Origin of the sequence: Mycobacterium sp. E2327 (assembly GCF_001672675.1) — a bacterium.
Lineage (GTDB): Bacteria > Actinomycetota > Actinomycetes > Mycobacteriales > Mycobacteriaceae > Mycobacterium.
The window spans coordinates 31,960-57,271 of sequence record NZ_LZKE01000113.1 but is presented as its reverse complement, the minus strand read 5'-3'; the positions used below and the strand labels follow the sequence as shown (position 1 = coordinate 57,271).

General features: G+C 70.0%; 16 protein-coding genes and 1 pseudogene. 5 read left to right on the top strand and 12 right to left on the bottom strand.

The window, feature by feature from the left end:
* A partial coding sequence (locus tag A5712_RS13100; RefSeq protein WP_156766547.1) for a type I polyketide synthase occupies window positions 1–4,229 on the bottom strand: 4,229 nt, incomplete at its 3' end.
* 322 nt (window positions 4,230–4,551) lie between these two features.
* Complete coding sequence (locus A5712_RS13095; RefSeq protein ID WP_081665453.1) at window positions 4,552–4,902, bottom strand: hypothetical protein; 351 nt, start codon at window positions 4,900–4,902, stop codon at window positions 4,552–4,554.
* Window positions 4,903–5,058: 156 nt separating this feature from the next.
* On the opposite strand from A5712_RS13095, the gene rbpA reads away from it, so the two are divergent.
* Window positions 5,059–5,394 carry an RNA polymerase-binding protein RbpA gene (gene rbpA / locus A5712_RS13090; RefSeq protein ID WP_067015244.1) on the top strand — a complete coding sequence of 112 codons (336 nt, stop codon included), beginning with the start codon at window positions 5,059–5,061 and terminating at the stop codon, window positions 5,392–5,394.
* On the opposite strand, the pseudogene lnt reads toward rbpA, so the two are convergent.
* The 3 genes and pseudogenes from lnt to A5712_RS13070 all read right to left on the bottom strand — a co-directional run bounded on the left by lnt (window position 5,391) and on the right by A5712_RS13070 (window position 10,361).
* A pseudogene (gene lnt, locus A5712_RS13080) lies at window positions 5,391–8,152 on the bottom strand (apolipoprotein N-acyltransferase). The gene rbpA and the pseudogene lnt overlap by 4 nt on opposite strands.
* Entirely contained in the window at window positions 8,145–9,677 is a 1,533-nt protein-coding gene (locus tag A5712_RS13075; protein WP_156766549.1) for an amidohydrolase, read from the bottom strand. The pseudogene lnt and the gene A5712_RS13075 overlap by 8 nt, the downstream one beginning before the upstream one ends.
* A gap of 162 nt (window positions 9,678–9,839) precedes the next feature.
* Window positions 9,840–10,361, bottom strand: coding sequence for an FxsA family protein (locus A5712_RS13070; RefSeq protein WP_068105254.1), 522 nt, complete (start codon window positions 10,359–10,361; stop codon window positions 9,840–9,842).
* A 73-nt stretch (window positions 10,362–10,434) separates the two neighbouring features.
* On the opposite strand from A5712_RS13070, the gene A5712_RS13065 reads away from it, so the two are divergent.
* Complete coding sequence (locus A5712_RS13065) at window positions 10,435–11,133, top strand: dienelactone hydrolase family protein (RefSeq protein ID WP_068105251.1); 699 nt, start codon at window positions 10,435–10,437, stop codon at window positions 11,131–11,133.
* A gap of 11 nt (window positions 11,134–11,144) precedes the next feature.
* On the opposite strand, the gene A5712_RS13060 is transcribed toward A5712_RS13065, so the two are convergent.
* From A5712_RS13060 to A5712_RS13045, 4 genes are all read right to left on the bottom strand, one after another.
* Complete coding sequence (locus tag A5712_RS13060) at window positions 11,145–11,999, bottom strand: type 1 glutamine amidotransferase domain-containing protein (RefSeq protein WP_068105249.1); 855 nt, start codon at window positions 11,997–11,999, stop codon at window positions 11,145–11,147.
* Window positions 12,000–12,004: 5 nt separating this feature from the next.
* Window positions 12,005–12,400, bottom strand: a complete 396-nt coding sequence (locus A5712_RS13055) for a PPOX class F420-dependent oxidoreductase (RefSeq protein ID WP_068105247.1) — start codon at window positions 12,398–12,400, stop codon at window positions 12,005–12,007.
* Window positions 12,401–12,508: 108 nt separating this feature from the next.
* The gene (gene cobN / locus A5712_RS13050) at window positions 12,509–16,084 is read right to left on the bottom strand and encodes a cobaltochelatase subunit CobN (RefSeq protein ID WP_068105245.1); all 3,576 of its coding nucleotides are present in this window, start codon (window positions 16,082–16,084) and stop codon (window positions 12,509–12,511) included.
* Window positions 16,085–16,087: 3 nt separating this feature from the next.
* Complete coding sequence (locus A5712_RS13045; RefSeq protein ID WP_068105316.1) at window positions 16,088–16,747, bottom strand: S9 family peptidase; 660 nt, start codon at window positions 16,745–16,747, stop codon at window positions 16,088–16,090.
* Window positions 16,748–16,821: 74 nt separating this feature from the next.
* Between A5712_RS13045 and cobG the strand changes: the two genes are divergently transcribed.
* From cobG to A5712_RS13030, 3 genes are read left to right on the top strand one after another with little or no spacing between them, the layout of a single operon-like run.
* Window positions 16,822–17,931, top strand: a complete 1,110-nt coding sequence (gene cobG / locus A5712_RS13040) for a precorrin-3B synthase (protein WP_068105244.1) — start codon at window positions 16,822–16,824, stop codon at window positions 17,929–17,931.
* 4 nt (window positions 17,932–17,935) lie between these two features.
* Window positions 17,936–18,562: a precorrin-8X methylmutase gene (locus tag A5712_RS13035; RefSeq protein ID WP_068105242.1), complete on the top strand. Its 627-nt coding sequence runs from the start codon at window positions 17,936–17,938 to the stop codon at window positions 18,560–18,562.
* Complete coding sequence (locus tag A5712_RS13030) at window positions 18,559–20,037, top strand: precorrin-2 C(20)-methyltransferase (RefSeq protein ID WP_068105239.1); 1,479 nt, start codon at window positions 18,559–18,561, stop codon at window positions 20,035–20,037. Before A5712_RS13035 ends, A5712_RS13030 begins: the two co-directional genes overlap by 4 nt.
* Here the strand turns inward: A5712_RS13030 and A5712_RS13025 are convergent.
* The 3 genes from A5712_RS13025 to A5712_RS13015 form a co-directional block, all read right to left on the bottom strand.
* Entirely contained in the window at window positions 19,987–22,956 is a 2,970-nt protein-coding gene (locus A5712_RS13025) for an RND family transporter (protein ID WP_231982117.1), read from the bottom strand. The two genes, A5712_RS13030 and A5712_RS13025, sit on opposite strands and share 51 nt — an antisense overlap.
* Window positions 22,953–23,384: an MmpS family transport accessory protein gene (locus A5712_RS13020; protein WP_068105237.1), complete on the bottom strand. Its 432-nt coding sequence runs from the start codon at window positions 23,382–23,384 to the stop codon at window positions 22,953–22,955. Before A5712_RS13020 ends, A5712_RS13025 begins: the two co-directional genes overlap by 4 nt.
* Window positions 23,385–23,770: 386 nt before the next feature.
* Window positions 23,771–25,306, bottom strand: coding sequence for a PPE family protein (locus tag A5712_RS13015; RefSeq protein ID WP_068105235.1), 1,536 nt, complete (start codon window positions 25,304–25,306; stop codon window positions 23,771–23,773).
* Between the last annotated feature and the right edge of the window lie 6 nt (window positions 25,307–25,312).

Here is a 25,312-nt window from a genome sequence, read left to right as displayed (position 1 = left end):
GCGATCGCGCGCAGGGCCACCCGCACCTGCCCGGGCTGCAGCGGCGCCTCGGCGTCGGGCACCGGTTCCAGGCGCAGGTTTTCGAACGTGCCGGCGCTGCTGATGCCCAGCCGCCACGGCCCTTCGGCCGGAGGTACCAGGAGACCGTCGACCGCGCGGCTGCCCTGCACCCGCGGGTGGTGATGCGTTCCGCCGCGCACCAACACCTGCGGCTCGCCGAGCGCGAGAATGGCGGCGATCGCCCGATCGTCCAGCGGCGCATCGGTATCCACGAGGACGATCCGGCCGGGATGCTCGGTCTGCGCCGACCGTGCCAGCCCCCACACCGCGGCGCCGGCCAAGTCGGTGACGTCTTCCCCCGGCAATGCCATCGCACCGCGGGTGGCCACCACCAACACGCCGGAGTCATGCTCGGACAACCACGACTGCACGGCGGTCAGCGCCTGATGCGTGCGCTCGTGGGTCTGCGTCACCGGATCATGCTCGGCGGCAAGGGATTCGAACAACCGGTATGACGGCGTATCCCCGGCCGCGGCGGTCGCCGTCGCCGGCGACCAGTTCACCTCGAAGAGCCGGTCCGGGCCCGCACCGGACACCGCCGCGCGCAGCTGCTGCTCGCTGACCGGCCGGGCCGCCATCGCCCGCACCGACAGCACCGGCAACCCCAGACCGTCGGCGAGTTCGATGGAAACCGCCTTGGAAACCGCCTTGGCCGCCGACGTACCGGCCGGCGCGATGCGCGCGCGCACCGCTGACGCGCCCGCCGCGTGCAGCGACACACCCTCCCAGGAGAACGGCAACACGATTTCGTCTGTCCCGCCGGCGATTTGATCGCCTACCACCAGCGCGTGCATCGCCGCGTCCAGCAACGCCGGGTGCACGCCGAACCCGTTGACGCCCCCGGCGGCGTCCGGCAGCCGCACCTCGGCGAACACCTCGTCGCCGCGGACCCAGGCCGCGGTCAGGCCCTGGAACGCGGGGCCGTAGCCGTAGCCGCGCGCCGCCAGCCGTTCGTAGCCCTCGGCCGGGTCGGCCGCGACCGCCCCCGCCGGCGGCCAAACCGACAGGTCCGCCGTCGGCTCGACCGTCCCCTTGCTGAGCGTGCCCTCGGCGTGGCACATCCATCCGGAGCCCGCGTCGTGGCGCGAGAAAATCGACACGCTGCGCCGACCGCCCTCGTCCTCGGCTCCCACCACCACTTGCACGGCGACCGAGCCCGAGCCGGAGTCCTTGGCGGGCAACATCAATGGCGCCTGCAGCGTCAGTTCGTCGACCGTCGAGCAACCGACTTCGTCGCCGGCGCGGATCGCCAACTCGACGAACCCCGCGCCGGGGAATACGGCCGCACCGGACACCGCGTGATCGGCGAGCCAGCCCTGCAGGCCGGCCGACAACCGGCCGGTCAGCAGCACGCCGCCGGAGGACGGCAGCTCGACGACCGCGCTCAGCAGCGGGTGCTCGCTGGTTCCCAGACCCAAGCCCGTGGCGTCGGCCGCGACGCCCTCCCCGGACAGCCAAAACCGGCGTCGGTCAAAGGCGTAGGTCGGCAGCTCCACGAAGCTCGCCCCGTCCAGCGCGCCGCGCCAGTCGACGCTCACTCCCGCGACGAACGCCGTGGCGGCCGAGGTCAGGAACCTCTCGAGGCCGCCGTCGTCGCGGCCCAGCGTGGGCACGACGATCGCGTCACTGATTTGCGGGCTGTCGCCGGCTAAGCAGCTGTTGGCGGTGTCTTCGATCCCGGCGATCAAGGCCGGGTGCGGGCTGGATTCGATGAAGGTTCGGAATCCGTGCTCGCACGCGCTGCGCACCGCCTGGTCGAACTGGACGGTCTGCCGGATGTTGCGATACCAGTAGTCGGCGTCCAATCCCGCAGTGTCGAACCGGTTTCCGGTCACGGTCGAGAAAAACGCGGTGCGGGAGGACCGCGGCTCGATGCCGGCCAACACGTCGGCGAGCTCGCCTCGGATCGCCTCGACCTCGACCGAATGCGACGCATAGTCGACGTCGATCCGCCGGGTGCGCAGCTCCAGGTCGGCGCAGAACCCGACGAGTTCGTCCAGCGCGGCGCCGTCGCCGGACACCACGACGGCCGATCGGCCGTTGACGGCGGCGATGCTGACGCGATTTCCGTAGGGCGCCAACAGTTCCCGCGCCCGCTCGGTGCTGCACGCGATGGACAGCATGCCGCCGGGGCCGGCCAGCGACCTCAGCAGCTTGCTGCGCAACGTGACGATGCGGGCGGCGTCGGCCAGCGACAGCGCACCGGCGACATAGGCCGCAGCGATCTCGCCCTGCGAGTGCCCGATCACCGCGTCGGGACAGACGCCGACCGACTTCCACAGCTCCGCCAGCGACACCATCACCGCAAACAGCACCGGCTGCACCACGTCCACCCGGTCCAGGCCCGGCGCGTCGGGCGCGCCGCGCAGAACGTCGGTCAGCGACCAGTCGACGAACTCGGCGAAGGCCTCCTCGCACGCCTGGATCTGTTGCGCGAATAGCGGTGCGGTGTACAGCAATTCGACGCCCATGCCCAGCCACTGGGAGCCCTGGCCGGGAAAGACAAAGACGGTCTTGCCCGCCGGGGCGGCGGTTCCCCGGATCACCGATACGGGTTCGTCTGCTGCCAGCTCATCCAGCCCGGCCAGCAACCGGTCCCGGTCACCGCCGACAACCACGGCACGATGCTCGAAGTCCGACCGGCCCGCCAGCGTCCACGCCACATCGGCGGCATCGAGATCGGCATGGGCGCGCATGTGCGCCGCCAAGCGGGCGGCCTGAGATTGCAACGCCTTCGCGGACTTTGCCGACACCGCCCACGGCAGCGCCGCCGGCGCCGGGCCGGGCTCGCGTTGCGGGGCCTCGGGCACAGCCTCGACGATCACGTGCGCGTTGGTGCCGCTGATCCCGAACGACGACACGCCCGCTCGGCGCGCGCGGCTCGCCGGCCAGGGCTGGTTCTCGGTGAGCAGCGACACCGCGCCCGCGGACCAATCCACGTGCGGGCTGGGGACATCGACGTGCAGCGTCGCGGGCAGCGTCTCGTGGCGCATCGCCTGCACCATCTTGATCACCCCGGCGACGCCGGCGCCGGCCTGCGTGTGACCCATGTTCGACTTGATCGATCCCAGCCACAGCGGGGCGTCGCGGTCTTGGCCGTACGTGGCCAACAAGGCCTGAGCCTCGATCGGATCACCCAGCGTGGTCCCGGTGCCGTGACCCTCGACGACGTCCACGTCGGCGGCCGAAATCCCGGCATTGGCCAGGGCGGCACGCACCACCCGCTGCTGCGACGGCCCGTTGGGCGCGGTCAGCCCATTCGACGCGCCGTCCTGATTGACGGCCGAACCGCGCACCACCGCCAACACGGGATGCCCGAGCCGTCGCGCATCCGACAACCGCTCGACGACCAGCATGGCCCCGCCCTCGGACCAGCCGACGCCGTCGGCGGCGCCCGCGTAGGCCTTGCAGCGGCCGTCCGGCGCCAGGCCGCGGTGCCGGCTGAACTCGACGAAGACCGTGGGCGTGGCGTTGACGGTCGCGCCGCCGGCCAGGGCCAGGTCGCATTCGCCGGTTCGCAGCGACTGCACGGCCATGTGCAGGGCCACCAACGACGACGAGCACGCCGTGTCCACCGACACGGCCGGACCTTCCAGCCCGAGCACATACGACACCCGGCCGGAGGCCACGCTGGAGGTCATGCCGGTGAGCCGGTAACCCTCGATCTCCTCGGCCAACATGCCGTAGCCCTGAACGATGAGCCCGGCGAAGACGCCGGTCGCGCTGCCGCGCAGCCCACTGGGATCGATCCCGGCCCGCTCCAACGCCTCCCACGACAACTCCAGCAACATCCGGTGCTGGGGGTCCATCGCCAGCGCCTCGCTGGGCGCGATGCCGAAGAACGCGGCGTCGAAGTCCGCGACACCGTCCACGAAGCCGCCGGTGCGGGCATAGGTCTTGTGACGCGCGTCGGGATCCGGGTCGAACAACGCCGCGACGTCCCAGCCGCGATCGGTGGGAAAGTCCGTGATCACGTCGCGACCGTCCGCGACCATCCGCCACAGGTCCTCCGGGGTCTCGACCCCGCCGGGGAAGCGGCACGACATCCCGACGATGGCGATGGGCTCGCTCGACCGCTCCAGCAACGCACGGTTGGTGCGCTTCAGGCGTTCCACCTGGACCAGCGCTTTGCGCAGCGCTTCGGTCGCATGCTGGAGTTGATCCATCACTAACCTCGCCTAACCCTCACCTGGCAGGTGGGCCGTCTGGTAGCCGCCGTATGCGGCGTGTGCCGAGCGCCCCCGCCGAGTCACAGAAGTTGCTGCACGAATCGGTCTCGTGGATTTTTCGACCAGCCTCGACAACCTTCGCGCTGCTCTCCGACCCAAGAATGTCGCTCGTGAGTATGGCCAACTCCGGCAGGATTTCAAAACGTCCGATACTCCCGGCTGCCAAAAGAGGAACGGCGTCGACCTCCAAACCCGAATAGAAATGGCCTGCCGCCCATGGCGCGACTGTACTCGGCAACACATCGGTGGTGGTCAAGCCCGGTTAGACGCCCGCCCGGCGCCAACCGTCGGCGGCCCGGGCGGCCCGGATCAGCACGTCGCACAGCTCACGAAGCTCGGCCGGGGCAGCTCCCTCGTCGAGCGCCGTGGCGACGTCCTCCGCCGCGCATCGCACCTGGTAGACGCGATCCGACAGGTCGGCGGCGTCCTCGGCGGACAGCACCACCGCGTCGGCCGGCACGGCTCCCGCATCACCCCGATTCAAAGAGGCGCGTTGCTCGTAGGCGCGCTGCCGGCAGGATTGCCGGCAGTACTGGCGACGACGGCCCATCCCGGCGTCGGTCACGTCGCGACCGCACCACCGGCACGGGTGGGGGCGGGCGCGGCGGGTCACGCCTGCCGAGGATAGTCGGCCGTCGTCGGCGATCCCGTATCATTGAAGGTCGCGTCGCGTATGCCGCGTGTCGGCCTGGGAACTACGCGGGCCGTCATTACGTTTTGCTAGGCGGAAATTGCACCACAGCCCACAGGATCTAAAGGAGTAGCAGCCATGGCCGATCGCGTCCTGAGAGGCAGTCGCCTTGGAGCCGTGAGCTACGAGACCGACCGCAACCACGACCTCGCGCCGCGCCAGATCGCGCGGTACCGCACCGAGAACGGCGAGGAGTTCGAGGTTCCCTTCGCCGACGACGCCGACATCCCCGGCACCTGGCTGTGCCGCAACGGCATGGAGGGCACCCTCATCGAGGGCGACCTACCCGAGCCGAAGAAGGTCAAGCCGCCGCGCACGCACTGGGACATGCTGCTGGAGCGCCGCTCGGTCGAAGAGCTGGAAGAGCTGCTCAAGGAGCGCCTCGAGCTGATCCGGTCGCGCCGCCGCGGCTAACCGCGGTTGTCGGCGCGGATCGCGCGGGGGCGCGTCGTTCGCCCCTCGATGCCCCACCGGGTGACCTTCACCAGCGCCTCGCGGATGTTCGATCCGCTCATCTTGGAGACGCCGAGTTCGCGCTCGGTGAAAGTGATCGGCACCTCGGCGATGACGAACCCGTTGCAGACGGTGCGCCAGGTCAAGTCGATCTGGAAGCAATAGCCCTTGGAGTCCACGCCGTCCAGGCCGATCGTCTCGAGGACTTCCCGGCGGTAGGCGCGGTAGCCGGCGGTGATGTCATGCACGCCGATGCCGAGGGCGACCCGCGCGTAGGTGTTGGCCGTCCACGACAGCGCCCAGCGCCGCCACGGCCAGTTCCGCACCGCTCCGCCCTCGACGTAGCGCGAGCCGATCGCCAGATCGGCGCCGGCGTCGACCGCGTCCAGCAGCAGGTGCAGCTGTTCGGGCGCGTGGCTGCCGTCGGCGTCCATCTCGACGAGCACCGAGTAGTCCCGGCTCAGACCCCAGGCGAAACCTGCTAGGTAGGCCGCGCCCAGGCCGTCCTTGGCGGTGCGGTGCATGACGTGGACGCGGTCGGGGTCGGCCGCCGCGAGGTCGTCGGCGAGCTGGCCGGTGCCGTCGGGGCTGTTGTCATCGACGATCAGCAGGTGCACGTTCGGGCACGCCGCCTTCAACCGCCGGTGAATCACCGGGAGGTTCTCCCGCTCGTTGAACGTCGGGATGATCACCAGGACGCGCTCGCTGGGACGGTTGCCCGGGACCCGGGGCGCCGGCTGGCCGGTGGTCATGTAGCTCCTCTGTCTCGCCCGAAATCAGGTAGGCCGCCATCCTCGGGCGGATTGTCGTCATCGCCCGCGTCCGGCGCAGTGCCTTGCGCTCTCTCCGCGTCGCCCTCGTCGGGCGGGGGTCCGCCCGGGAGCGTACCGGGGTCTTCCGATCCACCGCGAGGCCTGGACCTCCGACGAATCGGACGCGCGAACCATCCATTGTGCCGTACTCCGACCAGAATGACCGCTCCGGCCGCTACGACCAAAACCCACTGCACTATCGGGCCCCACTGGGTCGCCGGCGTCAGCTTGGTCTTGAGGCGCACCTGTATGTCCAGGTAGGCGGGCTCGAAGAAGTCGGTGCGGACCAGCTCGGCGCCGTCCGGGGCGATCACCGCGCTGATCCCGGTGGTCCCGGCAACCACGACGTAGCGGTCGTGCTCCACTGCCCGGACCTTGGCGAACGCCAGCTGCTGTTCGCTCATCGTCTTGTTGAAGGTCGCGTTGTTGGCCGGCACCGCCAGCAGCTGGGCACCGTTCAGCACGGCCTTGCGCGGGGCCCGGTCGAAGATGACCTCCCAGCACGTGGACACCCCGACCGGCACCCCGGCGATGTGCACCACGCCGCTGCTACGGCCGGGCACCATGTGTCCGGCCCGGTCGGCATAGCCGGAGAGGTGCTTGAACAGCCACGGCATCGGCAGGTACTCCCCGAACGGCTGCACGATCTCCTTGTCGTGGCGGTCGGCCGGCCCGCTGACCGGGTTCCACACGATCACCGTGTTGGTGTACTGCGCGTTGTCCGGCGGGCGGCCGGGCACGTCGAGCACCGTGCCGACCAGTATCGGCGCGCCGATCGCCGCGACGGCCCGCGCGACCTGCTCGGCGGCGTCGGGGTTGGCCAGCGGGTCGATGTCCGAGGAGTCCTCCGGCCAGATGACGAACTGCGGTTGCGGGGCCAGGCCGGCGCGCACGTCCTCGGCCAGCTGCTGGGTCTCGCGGACGTGGTTGTCCAGCACCGCTCGCCGTTGCGCGTTGAAGTCCAAACCCAGCCGGGGCACGTTGCCCTGCACCACGGCGACCGTGACCGTGGGTTCGCCGCCCGCGCCCGCGCCGGCGTGCCGCACCTGCGGCCAGATGATGACGGCGGCGAACAACACCAGGCAGATGCAGACACCCGGCAGCACGACGGCCGGCGGCGGCGTGGGCTCTTTCGCGGCCGCTGCGCCGTCCGGGTGGCCGGTTTTCCACCACTTGACGATCTCCAGCGCGATCGCGGTCGCGCTGAATCCCACCAGCACGACCGCGAGGGACAGCAGCGCGACGCCGCCGAGCTGCACCAGCGGCAGCAACGGGCCCTGCGCTTGACCGAACGCGACCGCGCCCCAGGGAAACCCGCCGAACGGGAAGATCGACTTCAGCCACTCCTGGGCCGCCCACACCAGCGCGAACCAGATCGGCCAGCCCGGGAGCCGCCGCACGATGACCGCGCACAGGCCGAACAGCGCGGGAAACAGCGCGCAGACGGCCGCCAGCACCAGCCACGGAACGGCGCCCACCAGCGTGCTGATCCACGGCAATAGCGGCACATAGAGAGCCAGCCCGAACAGGAACCCGTAGCCGAGACCGCCGACCGGTGTCGTGGCCGGATGGCGCAGCACCCAGGCCAGCAGCGCGGCGGCGACGACGGCCGCCCACCACCAGTTGACGGCGGGGAAGCTGGCGAACAGCAACAAGCCACCCGCGAGGGCGAGCGCCAGCCGCGGCAGGCGGGGTCGCAGCGCGGCCCACACGCCGGGGAGCTTTGCGATCACCGCCGCGCCAAGCCCCGCCGCCCTGCCCTTTCGGGTGGATTCCGGTTCGGGTTCGGGTTCGTCGGTCGTGGCCGGTTCGATCTCGGCGGCGTCCTCGTCCCGCTCCGATTCGGCCTCGTCGCTGATCGCGTCCTGGTCGGGAGGCTGGTGGTCGCCGAACCACTCCCTAGCCATGGATGACAGCGCCTCGATGCACGGTCCGGCGGCAACGCGGCAGCGCGTCGGTGGGGCCCAGGCGCGGCAACGCGGGCACCCGGGAGCGGGGATCGGTGGACCAGCGCTGGACTGCGTCGCGGGGCGCGTGGACGTCGAGGGCCCCGGCGTCCCACACGGCGTAGGACGCGGGCGCGCCGGGCGCCAGCGTTCCCGCCAGGCCGTCGCGGGCGCCGCTCGCCCGCCAGCCGCCGCGGGTGGCGGCCGCGAACGCGGCGCGCGCCGAGACCGCGCTGCCCGGGGTGCGGTGATTGACCGCCGCCCGCACGCTCGCCCAGGGGTCGATGCCCGTGACGGGGGCGTCGGAACCGAGCGCGAGGGGCACGCCTTGGGATGCTAACAGCGCAAGGGGGTTGAGCCGGCTGCCTCGTTCGGCGCCCAGCCGCCGGGCGTACATGCCGTCGGCGCCACCCCACAGCGCGTCGAAATTGGGCTGCACGCTGGCGATGACGCCCCACGCGCCGAGTTTGGCGGCCTGCTCGGCGGTGACCATCTCCAGGTGCTCGAGGCGGTGCCCGCAGCGGGCGACGGCGGCCACCCCGAGGTCGGCGACCACCCGTTCCAACGCCGCGACCGCCGCCGAGACGGCGGCATCGCCGATGACGTGGAAACCGGCCGTCACCCCCGCCTCGGTGCACGCTCGCAGATGGGCTTCGATGGCGTCGGGGTCCAGGTAGCAGGAGCCGTGGCGGTCCGGGGCGTCGGTGTAGGGCTCGTGCAGCCAGGCGGTGCGCGACCCCAGTGCGCCGTCGACGAACAGGTCGCCGGCCAGCCCGCGGGCGCCGGTCTCGTCCCGCAGCGCCCGTGCCTCGGCGGCCGTGGTCACCGCCTGGCCCCAGTAGCCGACGATCTCGACGCCGCCGCCGACGTCACGCAGGCCCAGCCAGTCGTCGAGGCCGCCGATCTCGGGACCCGCGCATTCGTGCACCGCGACGATGCCGGCCGCGGCGACGGCCCGCAGCGCGGCCGTGCGGGCCTCGGTCAGCTGCTGAGGCGTCAGCAGGTCGCGGGCGACGGCGCGGACCAGGTGGTGCGCGTCGCCCACCAGCGGGCGCTCCGGGTCGAAGCCGGCCGCCGCGGGGAGATCCGCGACGTGACGCCGCAGCGCCGTGGAGGCCAGCGCGGAGTGGACGTCGATGCGGGTCAGGTAGGCGGGCCGGTCACCGAGGACGGCATCCAGATCGGCGGTGCTCGGCGGCGCGTTCTCCGGCCATGACGATTCGTCCCAGCCGTGGCCCCACACCGGCCGGCCCGGATGGGCGGCCGCGTGGTCGGCGACCAGCTGCAGGCACTGGGCGCGCGACTCGGCGGGTTGCAGGTTCAGGCCGCTGAGCGTCAGGCCGGTCGCGGTGAGGTGGATGTGGCTGTCCACGAACGCCGGCGCCACGAAGCCGCCGTCCAGGTCCTCGATGTCGGCGCCCGGGAACTGGCTGCGGCCGACGTCGTCGCTGCCCAGCCAGGCGATGACGTCGCCGCGGACCGCCATGGCGGTGGCGTCGGGGTGGGTTGGGCTGTGGACCCTCCCGTTGACCAGCAGCGTGATGTCGTCGGTCACAGGCCAAAACTACGTGTGGCTGTGCCTGGGGCACTCAATCCCAGCCCGGCGACGATGCGCGCCGCGCAGCGGCGGGCTGAGGAGCCGGGCAAATTAATCCCACGCGGGGTTTCCCGGATATCCGCCGCGCGCCTCGCTGGGCAGGGCCGGCGCGCGAAAGTCCCGCACGTCAACGACCTCGCCGTCGATGTAGTCGCGCTGGGTGTCGCGGGCGTCGGTTCCGAAACGCGTCGCGTCGGTGATCAGCGGCACGCGCCGCCGCAGGCCGCGCATTCCCAGCGCGGTCAGTTCCGGCCCGGCGACTTTCCGTATCGGCGGCACCAGCAGCAGCAGCCCCAGGGCGGTGGTGACCAGGCCGGGGACCAGGACCAAGGCGATGGCCAACGTGACCAGCGCCCCGTCGCTCGCCGCGGTGCGCGGCTCGGTCAGCCCGGAGCGCAATTGCCCGATTTGGCGGATCAGCTGTGATCCCGCCATCGGGGCCAGCACGACCCACCCGAGCATGAACGCGCCCAGTAGCGCCAGCAGCGTCCAGCCCCACCCGACCGACGAGACCAGCGCGATGACCGCCGCGAGCTCGACGACGGCGTAGATCAGAAACAGCCGCGACATCATGTGAGGCCAACGTGCGCGGCCCACCGGGGAGTTCCCCTGGTGGCGCCCGACACGGCTGCAGTTAGATGACGCTATGGCAACGATTCAGATCGACACCCCGGACGGATCGATTGATGCGCTGTTGAACCTTCCCCCGGGCGAGGGGCCGTGGCCAGGGGTGGTGGTGATCCACGACGCCTTCGGCTACGGCCGGGACATGCAGGCGACCAACGAGCGCATCGCCCAAGCCGGCTACCTGGCCCTGACGCCGAACCTCTACTCGCGGGGCGGCCGCGTCCGCTGCATCACCCGGGTCATGCGGGACCTGCAGACGAAGCGGGGTCGGGCCGTCGACGACATCCTGGCGGCCCGCGATCATCTCAAGGCGATGCCCGAGTGTTCCGGGCCCGTCGGCATCGCGGGCTTCTGCATGGACGGACAGTTCGCGATCGTCATGTCGCCCAAGGGTTTCGATGCCTCCGCACCGTTCTACGGCACTCCCCTGCGCCGCGACCTCGACAAGACTCTCGACGGGGCGTGCCCGATCGTGGCGAGCTTCGGCAGCCGTGACCCGCTGGGCAGGGGCGCCGCGGAAAAGTTTCGCGAGGTGACCGCCGCGAAGCAGATAACCACCGACATCAAGGAGTATCCGGGCGTCGGGCACAGCTTCGCGAACACGCTGCCCGCCCAGCCGCTGCTTCGCATCGCGGGTTTCGGCTACGACCAGGCCGCCACAGACGACGCGTGGAGCCGCGTCTTCGCCTTCTTCGGCGAGCATCTCAAAGCGGGCTGAAACACGTTGCGTCACTTCAGCTTCTGCGACAGGACGGTCGCGAACGTGTGCGTGTCGCCGGGCCAGCGCGCCGAGACGTAGCGGCCGTCGTCGACGACGAACGCGGCCCGCGGATCGGTGGCGGTGTCACGCACCACGCCCGATGACTTCAGCCACCGGTGCGGCGTTCCACTGCCGACGTCTTGGAAGTCCGACGGATCCTTAAGCGCGCGAGTAACTTCCGACTGAACGGACATATACCCGACGGGCTGACCGGGCTCCTCGGTGTAGGTCCGGTAGTAGTCGCGATCTCGCAATCGAGTCAACCGCGTGAGCCGCCAGGCCAGGCCTTCCATCGCCCACGTCAGCGCGGTGGTCTTGCGTCCGTAGAGCACCGAGCGCCCCGTGGCGGGATCGATGCTGCGGGCGGCGAGCAGCACGCCGTGACAAATCGCGGCGACGATCAGCCCTCGGGCGAAGGCGTCCACGACGAGCCGCTGCAGGATGTCGCTGTCGATGTAACTGCGCATTCCCCGGGCGCGATGGCCACCGGGCAGCAGCAGCGCGTCGATGCCGTCGAGGCCGGCTTGTGACCAGCTGACCGGGCGCTGGAATTCCGCCGAGCGCAGCATGTCCCGGTACGCCTCGCGGCCGTCCTTGTTGGCCCGCAGCATCAGCCCGACGAGCGGGAGGCTGCCGAGCACCGGCAGCGCCGACCAGATGTCCAACCCGCGGCCGGTGACCATGATGTCGTCGGCGACGCCGGGCGCACCGCGTTCGGTGGCGAACACCACCCGGTGTCCGTCGTCGGTGAGGACCCGCCAGCTGACGGCGACCTCGGTGGGGTCGAAGTCGCGGTCCGGGATCGGGATGAGGACGGTCCCCATTTGCCTTAGCTCGGCGCCACTTTCAGCTCGAGGCCGACGTTGTTGTCCATGCCGCCGCGCAGCTTGCTGAAGAAGTTGAAGACCTTGCCGACGATGCCGTACCGCTTGCCGATGGCGTCGTAGACGGCGGCGGTCTGCGACTTGTCGAGGATCGCCGCGGTGCCCTCGACCGCCTCGCTGGTCGGCCGGCCTTGCATGGTGCAGGTGGCCAACGTGACCCGCGGGGTGTTGCGGATCCGCTTGACCTTCCACGACTTTTCCTGGGTGATGACCAGCAGTCGGTCGCCGCGCTGCTCATCCAAGGCGGCCCAGACCGGCACCGGCTTGGGCCGGCCGTCCTTGGTGAAGGTGGTCAGCAGCAGGTATTGCGCCTTGGCGAGATCGGCGAATGTGGGGGTCACGGGTGTCAACTTACCGCGCGAGCAGACGCAGAGTCGCACGCGAACAGCGCTTTTTGTGCGATTCTGCGTCTGGTGGCCGGGCAGAGCCCGGCGAACACCGCTGGAGGATCAGCCCTCCAGGTCGCCCTCGGTTTCGAGCAGCGCCTGGCGCAGCCCGTCGAGGATTTCCGGCTGCGGTGCCGCCCACATGCCGCGGCCGGCGGCCTCGAGCAGCCGCTCGGCCATGCCGTGCAGCGCCCACGGGTTGGACTCGGCCATGAACTTGCGGTTTTCGGGGTCCAGCACGTAGCGCTCGGTCAGTTGCTCGTACATCCAGTCGGCCATCACCCCGGCGGTGGCGTCGTAGCCGAACAGGTAGTCCACCGTCGCCGCCATCTCGAACGCGCCCTTGTAACCGTGCCGGCGCATCGCGGCCATCCAGCGTGGATTGACCACGCGGGCGCGGAAGACCCGGGTGGTCTCCTCCGACAGGGTCCGGGTGCGGATCGCGTCGGGCCGGGTGTTGTCGCCGATGTAGGCGGCGGGCGCCTGCCCGGTCAGCGCGCGCACCGTGGCGACCATGCCGCCGTGGTACTGGAAGTAGTCGTCGGAGTCGGCGATGTCGTGCTCGCGGGTGTCGGTGTTCTTGGCGGCCACCGCGATGCGCCGGTACTGGCGGTTCATGTCGTCGGTTGCCGGGCGACCGTCCAGGCCGCGCCCGTAGGCGAACCCGCCCCACGCGGTGTACACCTGCGCGAGGTCGGCGTCGTCGCGCCAGTTGCGGCTGTCGATCAGCTGGAGCAGCCCGGCGCCGTAGGTTCCCGGCTTGGAGCCGAAAATCCTTGTGGTGGAGCGGCGTTGGTCACCGTGCTGGGCGAGGTCGGCCTGGGCGTGGGCGCGCACGTAGTTGTCCTCGTCGGGCTCGTCGAGCTCGGCGACCAATTGCACCGCGTCGTCGAGCATGGTCACGACGTGCGGGAAGGCGTCCCGGAAGAAGCCGGAGATCCGCACCGTGACGTCGATGCGCGGGCGGCCCAGCTCGGTTAGCGGAATCGGGGTCAGGCCGGTGACGCGCCGCGACGCGTCGTCCCACACCGGTCGAACGCCAAGCAGCGCAAGGACTTCGGCGATGTCGTCGCCGGCGGTGCGCATCGCCGACGTGCCCCACACCGACAGGCCGACGGATTGCGGCCATTGCCCGTGGTCGGTCCGGTACCGGGCCAGCAGCGAATCCGCCAGCGCCACACCGGCTTCCCACGCCAGCCGGGACGGCACTGCTTTCGGGTCGACCGAGTAGAAGTTGCGCCCGGTCGGCAGCACGTTGACCAGGCCGCGCAGCGGCGACCCCGACGGGCCGGAGGGAATGAACCGGCCGTCCAACGCCCTGAGCACCTGGTCGATTTCGGATGACGTGCCGGCCAGCCGGGGCACCACCTCGGTGGCCGCGAACCGTAGCACCGCCGCGACGTCGGCGTCGTCGGTCAGGCGCTCGGCGGCGGCTGGATCCCAGCCGCTGGCCTGCAGCGCCGCGACCAATTCCCGCGCGGCGGCCTCGGTTTGGTCGACCGTGACGCGCTCGTCCGTGCCGTCCTCGGCGAGGCCGAGCGCCTGCCGCAAGCCGGGAATGGCATGCTCGCCGCCGAACAGCTGGCGCGCCCGCAGGATGGCCAGCACCAGGTCGAGTTCGGCCTCCCCCGTGGGCTTTTGGCCCAGCACGTGCAGGCCGTCGCGAATCTGGACGTCCTTGATCTCGCAGAGCCACCCGTCGACGTGCAGGATCATGTCGTCGAACGCGTCCTCGGCGGGGCGTTCGGTCAGCCCCAGGTCGTGGTCCATCTTGGCGGCCCGGATCAGCGTCCAGATCTGCTGGCGGATGGCGGGCAGCTTGCCGGGATCCAGCGCCGCGACGTTTGCGTGCTCGTCGAGCAGCTGCTCCAAACGCGCGATGTCGCCGTAGGTTTCGGCGCGCGCCATCGGCGGGATGAGATGGTCGACGAGCACGGCGTGCGCCCGCCGTTTGGCCTGGGTGCCCTCGCCGGGGTCGTTGACGAGGAACGGGTAGATCAGCGGCAGGTTGCCCAGCGCGGCGTCGGATCCGCAGGCCGCCGACATGCCGAGGGTCTTGCCCGGCAGCCACTCCAGGTTGCCGTGCTTGCCGAGGTGGACTATCGCGTCGGCGTGAAATCCGGTGTCCAGCCAGCGGTACGCGGCCAGGTAGTGGTGGCTGGGCGGCAAGTCCGGGTCGTGGTAGATGGCGACCGGGTTTTCCCCGAAGCCGCGGGGCGGCTGGACCATCAGGACGAGGTTGTCCGCTTGGATGGCGGCGATGACGATCTCGCCGTCGGGGTCTGCCGTGCGGTCGACGAAGAGGTCGCCGGGCGGTGGGCCCCAGTGTTCGACCACGGCGTCGGTGAGCTCGGCGGACAGCGTGGCGAACCATTCGCGATAGTCCTTGGCGGAAACTCGAATCGGGTTGCCGGCGAGCTGCCCGTCGGTAAGCCAGTCGGGGTCCTGTCCCCCGCGTTCGATCAGCGCGTGGATCAGGGCGTCGCCGTCGTTGGCCTCGACGCCGGGCAGCTCGTCCACCTGATACCCGCGTGCGCGCATCGCGCGCAGCAGCGCGACCGCGCTGGCCGGGGTGTCGAGCCCGACCGCGTTGCCGATGCGGGCGTGTTTGGTCGGGTACGCCGAAAACACCAGGGCCACGCGCTTTTCCGCCGCCGGGACGTGCCGCAGCCGCGCGTGCCGGATGGCTAGGCCCGCGACGCGCGCGCAGCGTTCCGGGTCGGCGACGTATGAGATCAGCCCGTCGTCGTCGATCTCCTTGAACGAGAACGGGACGGTGATGATGCGCCCGTCGAACTCGGGCACCGCGACCTGGCTGGCCACGTCGAGCGGGCTCAGGCCGTCGTCGTTGTCGCGCCATTGGTCGCGGGGGCTGGTCAGGCACAGGCCCTGCAGGATCGGGATGTCCAGCGCGGCAAGGTGTTCCACGTTCCAGCTGTCGTCCTCACCGCCGGCCGCGGCCGTCGCGGGGCGCAGTCCGCCGGCCGCCAGCACGGTGACCACCATCGCGTCGGCGTCGCTGAGCCGTTGCAGCAGTTCGGGTTCGGCGGTGCGCAGCGAGGCGCAGTAGACGGGCAGCGCCCGGCCGCCGGCCTCTTCGATGGCCCGGCACAGCGATTCGATGTAGGCGGTGTTGCCGGCCAGCTGCTGCGCGCGATAGTAGAGCACCGCGATGGTGGGGCCGTCGCCGTTGGCGGCGTCCGGGCGCGCCAGCTCTCCCCAGGTCGGCGTCACCACCGGTGGGGTGAATCCGAAGCCGGTCATCAGCACGGTGTCGGAGAGGAAGGCGTGCAACTGGCGCAGGTTCTCCACGCCGCCGTGGGCCAGATAGATGTGCGCCTGCACCGCGATGCCGGCCGCCAGCGTGGACAGGCCGGTCAGTTCGGCGTCGGCGGCCTGCTCGCCGCTGACGAGCACCGTCGGGACGCCGCTGGCGATCACCGCATCGATGCCGTCCTGCCAGGCGCGATAGCCGCCGAGGATGCGGACGACCACGATGTCGGCGTTGGCCAGCAGGTCCGGCAGTTCTGTGTCCAAGAGCCGCGACGGGTTGGCCCACCGATAGTTTTTGCCGCTGGACCGGGCGCTGATCAGGTCCGTGTCGGACGTCGACAGCAGCAGGATCCTCGGCTCAGCCACCCGTCATTCGTACCGCAGCGTCGCCGCGATGCGCGCGGCGACCTCAAGCGCCGGCCCGCCCGTCGCGGGAACATAGCGATCCCCGACCGGGTCGTAGTCGGCGCCGGCGATCGAGCCGTGATCGGCCGCCAGCTCCACCAGCTCCACCGGCCAACCGGCCTGCTGCAGGTCGGCGGCGAACGCCCTGCTGGCCGCCACCGGCACCGCGTCGTCGGCGAGCCCGTGCAGCAGCGTGAACGGCGAGCGGGCGCGGTCGGGCGACAGCATGTCCGTCGGCGGGCAACCGGAGATCGGGTCCGGAGCCATGAAGGCCCCGGCCAGGCAGACCGTGTGCGCGACGGCAACGTCGAAGCGCGCCGCGTCGAGCGTCAGGCCCGCGGCGGCGGAGCCCCCCAAGGACCACCCGACCAGGACCAACGGGCCGTCGGCGCGGTCGCGGGCGAACTCCAGCGATCGCAACAGGTCCGCGCGGCCGCCGTCGTCGGCGTGGGAGTTCCAATCCGGCGCCACCACCGCGGCGCCGCGTTCGGCGAGCAGGCCGGCCAGTGGCCTAACGGCCGCGCGGGCGTCGGTCTGCATGCCGTGCCACAGCAGGATCATGGGACGCGCCGAATCGCCGAAGACATCGACCAATCGTCCGGGGGCGTACTCCACCGTCCTCACGGGCAACAGAGTGCCCACACCAGGCCCGCGCCGAACCTGCGCGAAACGGATGCGCGGAGTCGTACCGTAGGCGAATGGTCCGCGCGCGTGAAACCGACGCCTGCCCAGGTGCGCTGCAGGTGCATCAGGCGGCCGACGGCGCGCTGGTGCGGGTGCGCTTACCCGGCGGCCGGATCAGCGCCGCCCAGCTGGCAACGCTCGCGGACCTCGCGGGACGGTGCGGTTCGGGAACGCTTGAGCTGACCGCAAGGGGCAACGTGCAGCTGCGCGCGGTCACCGACGTGGCGGCCGCCGGCGAGGCGCTCGCGCAAGCCGGCTTGCTGCCGTCGCCGACGCATGAGCGGGCGCGCAACATCGTCGCGTCGCCGCTGACCGGCCGGGTGGGCGGGCTCGCCGACGTCAGTGGGTGGGTGAGCGAGCTGGACGCGGCGATTTGCGCCGAGCCCAGGCTCGCGGACTTGGGCGGCCGGTTCTGGTTCAGCGTCGATGACGGCCGCGCCGACGTGTCCGGGCTGGGCGCCGACGTCGGCGTGCACGCCCTGGACGACGGCGCCGCGCTTGTGTTGGCCGGGCGGGACACCGGCGTCCGGCTGGCCGTCGCCGACGTGGCACAGTCACTGGTCGCGCTCGCGGTGCGGTTCATCGAAGTACGCGGGAAGGCTTGGCGCGTAGGCGAATTGGCTGACGTTGCGGCGCTGTGGCCCGGCGCCGAACTCGGTGCGGCGTTTCCGGCCGTCACCAAACCCCAGGTGGGCTGGATCGGCCAGGATGATGGCCGGGTGGCGCTGGGCGCCGCGGTGCCGCTGGGCGTGCTGCCCGCCCGGGTCGCGGAATACCTGGCCGCCATCGAGGCCCCGCTGGTGGTCACGCCGTGGCGATCAGTGCTGGTCTGCGATCTCAAAGAGGAGGTGGCCGACGTCGCGCTGCGCGTGCTGGCTCCGCTGGGTTTGGTCTTCGACGAACACTCCCCCTGGCTGACCGTCAGCGCCTGCACCGGCAGCCCCGGCTGTCAGCACTCGGCGGCCGACGTGCGGGCCGACGCGGCGATGTCGTTGGAGCCGGATTCCCCGGTGCACCGGCACTTCGTCGGGTGCGAACGCGCGTGCGGCAGCCCGCCCGTCGGGCAGGTTCTGGTCGCGAGCGGACAGGGCTATCGGCTACTGCGCGACCAGCACTTAAGGTGAGCGGGTGCTCGATTACATCCGCGACGCGGCCGAGATCTATCGCCAGTCGTTCGCGGCGATCCGCGCCGAAGCCGACCTGACGCGGTTTCCCGACGACGTCGCGCGGGTGGTCGTCCGGTTGATCCACACCTGCGGCCAGATCGATGTCGCCGATCACGTCGCCTATACCGACGACGTGGTCGCGCGGGCGGGCGAAGCGCTGCGCGGCGGCGCGCCGGTGTTGTGCGATTCGTCGATGGTGGCAGCGGGGATCACTGCCGCGCGGCTGCCCGCGGGCAACGAGGTCGTGTCGCTGGTGGCCGATCCGCGCGCCCCCGAGCTGGCCGCGCGCCGGCAGACCACCCGTTCGGCGGCCGCCGTCGAACTGTGGGCGGGGCGCCTGGCCGGCGCCGTGCTCGCGATCGGCAACGCCCCCACCGCGCTGTTCCGGCTGCTGGAGCTGATCGACGAGGGCGCCTCCGCGCCGGCCGCAGTGCTCGGCGGGCCGGTCGGATTCGTCGGATCCGCGCAGTCCAAGCAGGAGCTCATCGAGCGTCCGCGGGGCATCTCGTACCTGGTGGTGCGGGGACGTCGCGGGGGCAGCGCGATGGCCGCTGCCGCCGTCAACGCGATCGCGAGCGACATCGAATGAGCGCGCGCGGCACCCTATGGGGGGTCGGGTTGGGGCCCGGCGATCCGGAGTTGGTGACGGTGAAGGCCGCCCGGGTGATCGGCGAGGCCGACGTGGTGGCCTACCACAGCGCCCGGCACGGCCGCAGCATCGCCCGCGGAATCGCCGAGCCGTATCTGCGGCCCGGGCAGATCGAGGAGCACCTGATCTACCCGGTGACCACCGAGGCGACCGACCATCCGGGCGGCTACGCCGGTGCGATCGAAGACTTTTATGCGGACTCGACGCGGCGCATCGCCGCGCACCTGGACGCCGGTCGCGACGTGGCGCTGCTCGCCGAGGGCGACCCGCTGTTCTACAGCTCCTACATGCATTTGCACACCCGGCTGACGCAGCGGTTCGACGCCGTCATCGTGCCGGGTGTGACGTCGGTGAGCGCCGCCTCGGCGGCCATCGCGACCCCGCTGGTGGCCGGCGACGAGGTGCTGTCGGTGCTGCCCGGAACCCTGCCGGTGGCCGAGCTGACCCGGCGCCTCGCCGACGCCGACGCCGCGGTGGTGCTCAAGCTGGGTCGTTCGTATCACGCTGTGCGGGAAGCGCTTTCGGCCTCCGGGCAGCTTGACGACGCGTTCTACGTCGAGCGGGCCAGCACCTCGGGACAGCGGATCCTGCCCGCCGCGGACGTCGACGAGGCCGGCGTGCCCTACTTTTCGTTGGCCATGCTCCCCGGTGGCCGCCGCGCTCAGCAGCCGTCGCGGGAAGGCAGCGTCGCGGTCGTGGGCCTGGGGCCCGGCGACCTCGACTGGATGACGCCGCAGAGCCGCCGGGAACTGGCCGCCGCGACCGATCTGATCGGCTATGCCGGCTATCTGGATCGCGTCCCGGTCCGCGACGGCCAGCGGCGCCATCCCAGCGACAACACCGACGAACCGGCGCGGGCGCAGCTGGCCTGCGCGCTGGCCGAGCAGGGGCACGCCGTCGCCGTGGTGTCGTCGGGCGACCCGGGCGTGTTCGCGATGGCGACGGCGGTGCTGGAGGAAGCCAAACAGTGGCCGGGAGTGCGGATCCGGGTCATTCCGGCGATGACGGCGGCGCAGGCCGTCGCCAGCCGGGTTGGTGCTCCGTTGGGTCATGACTACGCGGTGATCTCGTTGTCGGACCGGCTCAAACCCTGGGAGGTGATATCCGAGCGGCTGGCCGCCGCCGCGGCCGCCGATCTGGTGCTGGCCATCTACAACCCCGCATCCAAGGCACGGACCTGGCAGGTCGGCGCGATGCGCGACGTGCTGATGGAACACCGCGAACCCGGCACGCCGGTGGTTATCGGCCGTAACGTGTCGGGGCCCGACGAGGACGTCCGCGTAGTACGGCTGGCCGATCTCGACCCCGCCGACGTCGACATGCGCTGCCTGCTGATCGTCGGCTCGTCGCAAACCCAATGGCACTCAGACGATTTCGGCGACCGGGTGTTCACTCCTCGGCGTTACCCCGCCTGAATCCGGGCCCGGGCCGCCTGGGGGTCCGTCGTGCCTCGGCGGCTTGGTGGTCGGTTCCTCACCCAGAAGAAGCGAACGAACCAGACGGCGGCCTCCGAAGGGCCGGAGCATGTAGCTCGCCGGGCGTGGTCGCACGCGTTGCGGCCACCAGAACCAGCGCCCAAGGAGCGCGGCGATCGACGGCGTCATCAAGGAGCGCACAACCAGGGTGTCGAACAGCAGGCCGAGGCCAATCGTGGTGCCAGCCTGCCCGATTGAGCGCAGATCGCTGGCAGCCATCGACATCATGGTGAACGCGAACACCAATCCCGCCGCCGTGACGACACCACCGGTTCCCCCCATCGAGCGGATGATGCCAGTCCTCAGCCCTGCACCGATCTCTTCCTGGAACCGCGACACCAACAGCAGGTTGTAGTCGGATCCGACGGCCAGCAGAATGATCAACCCGAACACCGGTGCTATCCAGTTCAATTCCAGACCGAAGAGGTGTTGCCACACCAGCACCGACAGCCCGAACGCCGCACCCAGCGACAACAGCACCGTCCCGACGATCACCAGGGACGCGACCAGCGCCCGGGTGATGATCACCATGACTGCGAAAATCAGTGTCAGGGCTGCGATTCCGACGATCAGCAGGTCGTATTGGGAGCCGGCCTGGATGTCGCGGTATATCGCCGCCGTACCGGCGAGGTAGAACTTCGCACCGGTGAGCGTCGTTCCCTTCACAGCTTGATGCGCGGCGTCGAGTTCGGGCTTGACGGCCGAAATTCCCGCCGGGGTTGCCGGGTCCGCGTCGTGGGTGATGATGAAGCGCGCGGCCTCGCCGTCCGGTGAGAGGAATAGCTTCAGTCCGCGCTGAAAGTCGGGATTCTGGAAGGCTTCCGGGGGCAGGTAGAAGTAGTCACCACTCCTGGAGGCGTCGAACGCCTGACCCATCGCGCTTGCCGTATCAGTCATCTGGGTCAGTTGCGTGACGAGGCCCGAGAAGCTGCTGTGCATGGTGAGCAACGTTGCCTGCATGGACTTCGCTACCGCGATCATCGGCGGGAATTGGGACTGCATCTGGGGCAGTATCGCGTCGACGTTGTTCACGTCGTTGATCAGCGTGCGCATGTTCGAGCTGAACTTGTCCACGCCGTCGATCGCCTCGAACACCGACCTCGAAGCCCAGCAGGCCGGAATGTTGAAACAGTGTGGTTCCCAGTACAAGTAGCTGCGGAACGGCCTCGCGAAATCGTCGAAGTCCGCGAGGTGGTCCCTCATCTCGTCCAGCGTGGATTGCATGTCGCCCATGTCGCCGACCATGTGATGAGTGGTGCCGCTCATCTGCCCCAGCAACCCCTGCATGCGCTCCATCGAGCCGATCATGGCGCCGAGATCGTCACTCATTTGGAGCATGTCGGCCGTGCGGTCCTTCATGAATTGAAGGTTCTGCTGGATCGGAATCGACTGCGCGCTGATCTGGAACGGTATCGACGTGTGCTCGATCGGGCCTCCGAGCGGCCGGGTGATGCTCTGCACCATCGCGATTCCCGGTGAGCGGAATACATCTTTGGCGATCCGGTCGAGGATGATCATGTCGCCGCTGTTGCGCATGTCATGATCCGCCTCGATCATCAGGATGTCGGGATTCATTGTCGCGGCGCTGAAATGGCGCTCCGCGGCCGCATACCCAATATTCGACGGCAGATTGGCGGGTATGTAGTAGCGGTCGTTGTAGCTGATCTTCATGCTGGGCATGACGAGGATGCCGACGATGGCGATGGCCAGCGACGCCGCGAACACGGCACCGGGCCAACGCACCGTCGCGGTGCCGATGCGGCGCCACCCGCGCGTCTTGATCATCCGTCTCGGGTCGAGCAAACCGAACCGGCTGGCCACGGCCACAACGGCCGGCGCCGCGGTCATCGCTCCCGCGACGACAACAAGCAGCCCCAGGGCCGACGGGATGCCCAGCGCCTTGAAATACGACAGCCGCGCCAGGTGGAGGCAGAAGGTGGCTCCGGCGATGGTCAGCCCCGAACCCAAGATGATGTGCGAGGTGCCGCGGAACATCGTGTACCAAGCGGTTTCTCGATCCTGCCCGGCCTGGCGGGCCTCCTGGTACCGCCCGATGAGGAAGATCGCGTAATCGGTCCCCGCCGCGATCGCCAACGACGACAGCATGGCGACGACGAACGTCGAGAATCCCAGCAGCTCGTTGTTGCCAAGCAACGCGACCAATCCCCTGGCCGTGCCCATCTCGAAACCGACCATCACCAGCACCAGCAACACCGTGCTGATGGAGCGATATGCAATGAAGAGCATGATCATGATGACCACGCCCGTCACGCCCATCATCTTGAACATGCTCTTGTCCGCAGCTTCGTTCATATCCGTCGTCAGCGGTGCCGGACCCGTGACGTAGACCTTTAGCCCCTTGGGAGGCTCCGACTGGTCGACGATCTTCCGCACCGCGTCGACGGACTGGTTGCCCAGCGTGCTGCCCTGGTTGCCGGCCAGGTTGAGCTGGACGTAAGCGGCTTTGCCGTCGCGGCTTTGGACGCCGGCGGCGGTAAGCGGATCGCCCCACACGTTTTGCACGTGCTGCACGTGCTTCGGGTCGGCCTGCAGCTTCTGGACCAAGCCGTCGTAATAGCGGTGCGCCGCATCGCCGAGTTGTTGATCGCTCTCGAGGACAATCATCGCGATGCTGTCGGAGTCCGACTCGTGGAACGTTGCCCCGATGCGTTTGGCGGCGATCATCGCGGGTGCATCCTGCGGCGACATCGTGACTGCGTGCTTGCGCGCGACCGACTCGATCGGCGGCACAAGCACATTCAGAGCGACGGTCAGCAGGAGCCAGCCGATGATGATGGGCCACGCGAACCTGCGGACGAACCGCATGAACCTCGGACGGGTCTCGTTGTCGGCGTTCATGCGGCCTTCACCAGACAGGAGGTTTGTGCGTGGTGCCCGGCCGATGACCTCTCGTCCTTGACCTCGCCGTTGACGGTGATGCGGCACCCGATGTTGTCGCCGTTGCCCTGCGCCAACACGCTGGCGATCACCGCCGGCACCGTGGTGGTAACCGTGAGAGTCCACGGCAGGCTGTTGAAATCGGCCTGCTCAGGCTGGGCCTTCTTGTCGAGGTAGCTCACGCTTCCCGTCGTGTCGTTGGGCCCGTAGATCTCGTAGGTCACTCGCTTCACGTGCGACGGCTCGAGCGGTTCTGCGCTGCTGCCGGTCGCGGTGAAGATGGCATCGGAACCGAAAACGCCGCGCAGCCGGTTGACGGCGATGCCGCCGAGAATGACCGCCACCACGACGACAAGCGGCACCCAAGCCCGCTTGAGCACGGCCAACATCGGTTTTCCTTTCGTTCGTCGCCTGGTCCTACTGCGGAGTCTGAGCCTGCATTGACGCAGCCAATAGGGCCATACGGCCTGCAACCGTTAGCCCGCCACACAAGGCGGGCGTCACCGCGCAGGTCCACCGCGACCTCAGTTATACCATACCCCGTAGGGTATCCCACAATGGGATTAGAGGTCGCAATGGTGCCGCTTGATCTGCAGTCGGGAATTTGCCGCCGACTCGGTCGGTTTAACGCTTCTTCCAGACCCGTTCGTCACTGTTGAACCTTGGTGAGTAGGCGGGCCGCGCAAACAGCCTCAGCACGCCGTCGGCGCCTTCCGCGACAGCCCCGTCAGCGACATAGTTCGGTGCATGGCACGAACAACGTTGTCGCGCTGCGCTATTCGGTCGCGCCGTCGTCCCAACTGTTGGGCACCAGGGGGATGGCCGGGGCGCCGTCGCATCCGTCGTCGGCCAGTGTCATCAGCCCGGCCGGACGGCTGGCGGCGGGCATAGCGGTGGCACCGACGAATCCGAGTGGCCCGCCGCCTTGGTCCGAAGCCTCCTGATGCGGGCCCCCGTCGTCGTCAAGGTCCATGAACTCGTGGCGATGGGCGCGATCCTCGATCGTCGCGCCCCGACGGCGGCGTCTCGGCGCTCTGTCGTGCACCGTGGCGGCGGCCGCCGGCTCGTCGGCGCCCTCCGCCGCCGATTCCTCCGAGGGACGACGAGTGCGGCTGGTGGCGCTGCCGCGTGCGGACAACCCGGAAAGGCCGACGGCATAGAGGACGTCGGACAGGCTTGCGCCGATGCCCGTCGTCGCCGACGGACCGAATCCGACGCCCGGCCCGCCACCGACCGGTCCCCCGCCGATGGCGGAGGCTGGGCTCGGCGACGTGGGCCCGGGCACGGTGGCGGCGCTGCTCGCGCTGGCCGGGGCGGCGGCGGTCACTGGGGCAGGCATAGAACCGGGCGCCGACGCTGCCGCGGCGGTCGGCACGGTGGTGGCCACCGACACCGGGACCGCGATACCGGCTGCGACCGCGGCTCCCGCCGCCACACCCGCGGCGCCGGCGGCCGGAACGACGGCGGCCAGCGCCGGGGCAAGCGACACCGCCAACTGGACCGCCTGTTGACCGAACGGCCAAAAGATCATCAACGTGTGGAAGGTGGCCCAGGCAAGCGCGCTGGCCAGGGCCGGCGACATTCCGGGGATCTGCATCAGCGCCGAGGTGAGGCCGTTGGCAAATGGGACGGCGGGAATCGGCCACCCGCCGGGGTTGAGATCCTTGGACACCGGCCACGCGAAATTTTTGGTGTATTGCTGGATCAGCGCCGCGAGCTGATCCTGCCAAGAGACGCTGGCAGACCGCGCCGCCGCCGCGCTGGCCTCTCCGCCCGTCGCGACGATCTGCGGCGCCGGCGCGGCCGTCGGGATCGCCGCCAGGGCTGAGTCGGTGACGGCTTGGTAGGTGGTCATGGTTTCGGCGGCCTGCAGCCACATGCGCACATAGTCGGCTTCGTTGACCGCGATGGGGATGGTGTTGATGCCGAAGAAATTGGTCGCCAGTAGAGCCGCGTGAGTGGCGTGGTTTGCGGCGAGCTCGGCGAGCGTCGGCATGGTGGCCAGTGCGGTGGTGTAGGCGGCCGCCGCCGTTCGGTGCGAAGCCGCGGCGAGCGCGCTGCGAGCCGCGCTCTCGACTAACCAGTTCAGATACGGCGCGTGGGCGGTGACGTAGCGTTCGGCGCTGGGACCGTCCCACGTGCCCTGGACCGCGCCCAGCAGTTCAAGGAGTTCGTCTGCGGCTGCGGCGTATTCGGCGCTCAGTGACGACGACGCCTCCGCAGCGGCGAGCAGCGGCCCGGAACCCGGACCGCTGCTAAGCAATGTGGAGTGCACCTCGGGCGGAAAGGCGATCCAGATCGGGGCGGTCATCGTCGG

Excerpts from the sequence above, each read along its gene's own strand:
- cobG (WP_068105244.1), top strand. The coding sequence starts at position 16,822 with ATGGTCCGCGCGCGTGAAACCGACGCCTGCCCAGGTGCGCTGCAGGTG.
- A5712_RS13015 (WP_068105235.1), bottom strand. The coding sequence starts at position 25,306 with ATGACCGCCCCGATCTGGATCGCCTTTCCGCCCGAGGTGCACTCCACA.
- A5712_RS13030 (WP_068105239.1), top strand. The coding sequence starts at position 18,559 with ATGAGCGCGCGCGGCACCCTATGGGGGGTCGGGTTGGGGCCCGGCGAT.
- A5712_RS13060 (WP_068105249.1), bottom strand. The coding sequence starts at position 11,999 with ATGGGGACCGTCCTCATCCCGATCCCGGACCGCGACTTCGACCCCACC.
- A5712_RS13020 (WP_068105237.1), bottom strand. The coding sequence starts at position 23,384 with ATGTTGGCCGTGCTCAAGCGGGCTTGGGTGCCGCTTGTCGTCGTGGTG.
- A5712_RS13065 (WP_068105251.1), top strand. The coding sequence starts at position 10,435 with ATGGCAACGATTCAGATCGACACCCCGGACGGATCGATTGATGCGCTG.
- rbpA (WP_067015244.1), top strand. The coding sequence starts at position 5,059 with ATGGCCGATCGCGTCCTGAGAGGCAGTCGCCTTGGAGCCGTGAGCTAC.
- A5712_RS13075 (WP_156766549.1), bottom strand. The coding sequence starts at position 9,677 with ATGGCGGTCCGCGGCGACGTCATCGCCTGGCTGGGCAGCGACGACGTC.
- A5712_RS13070 (WP_068105254.1), bottom strand. The coding sequence starts at position 10,361 with ATGATGTCGCGGCTGTTTCTGATCTACGCCGTCGTCGAGCTCGCGGCG.
- A5712_RS13025 (WP_231982117.1), bottom strand. The coding sequence starts at position 22,956 with ATGAACGCCGACAACGAGACCCGTCCGAGGTTCATGCGGTTCGTCCGC.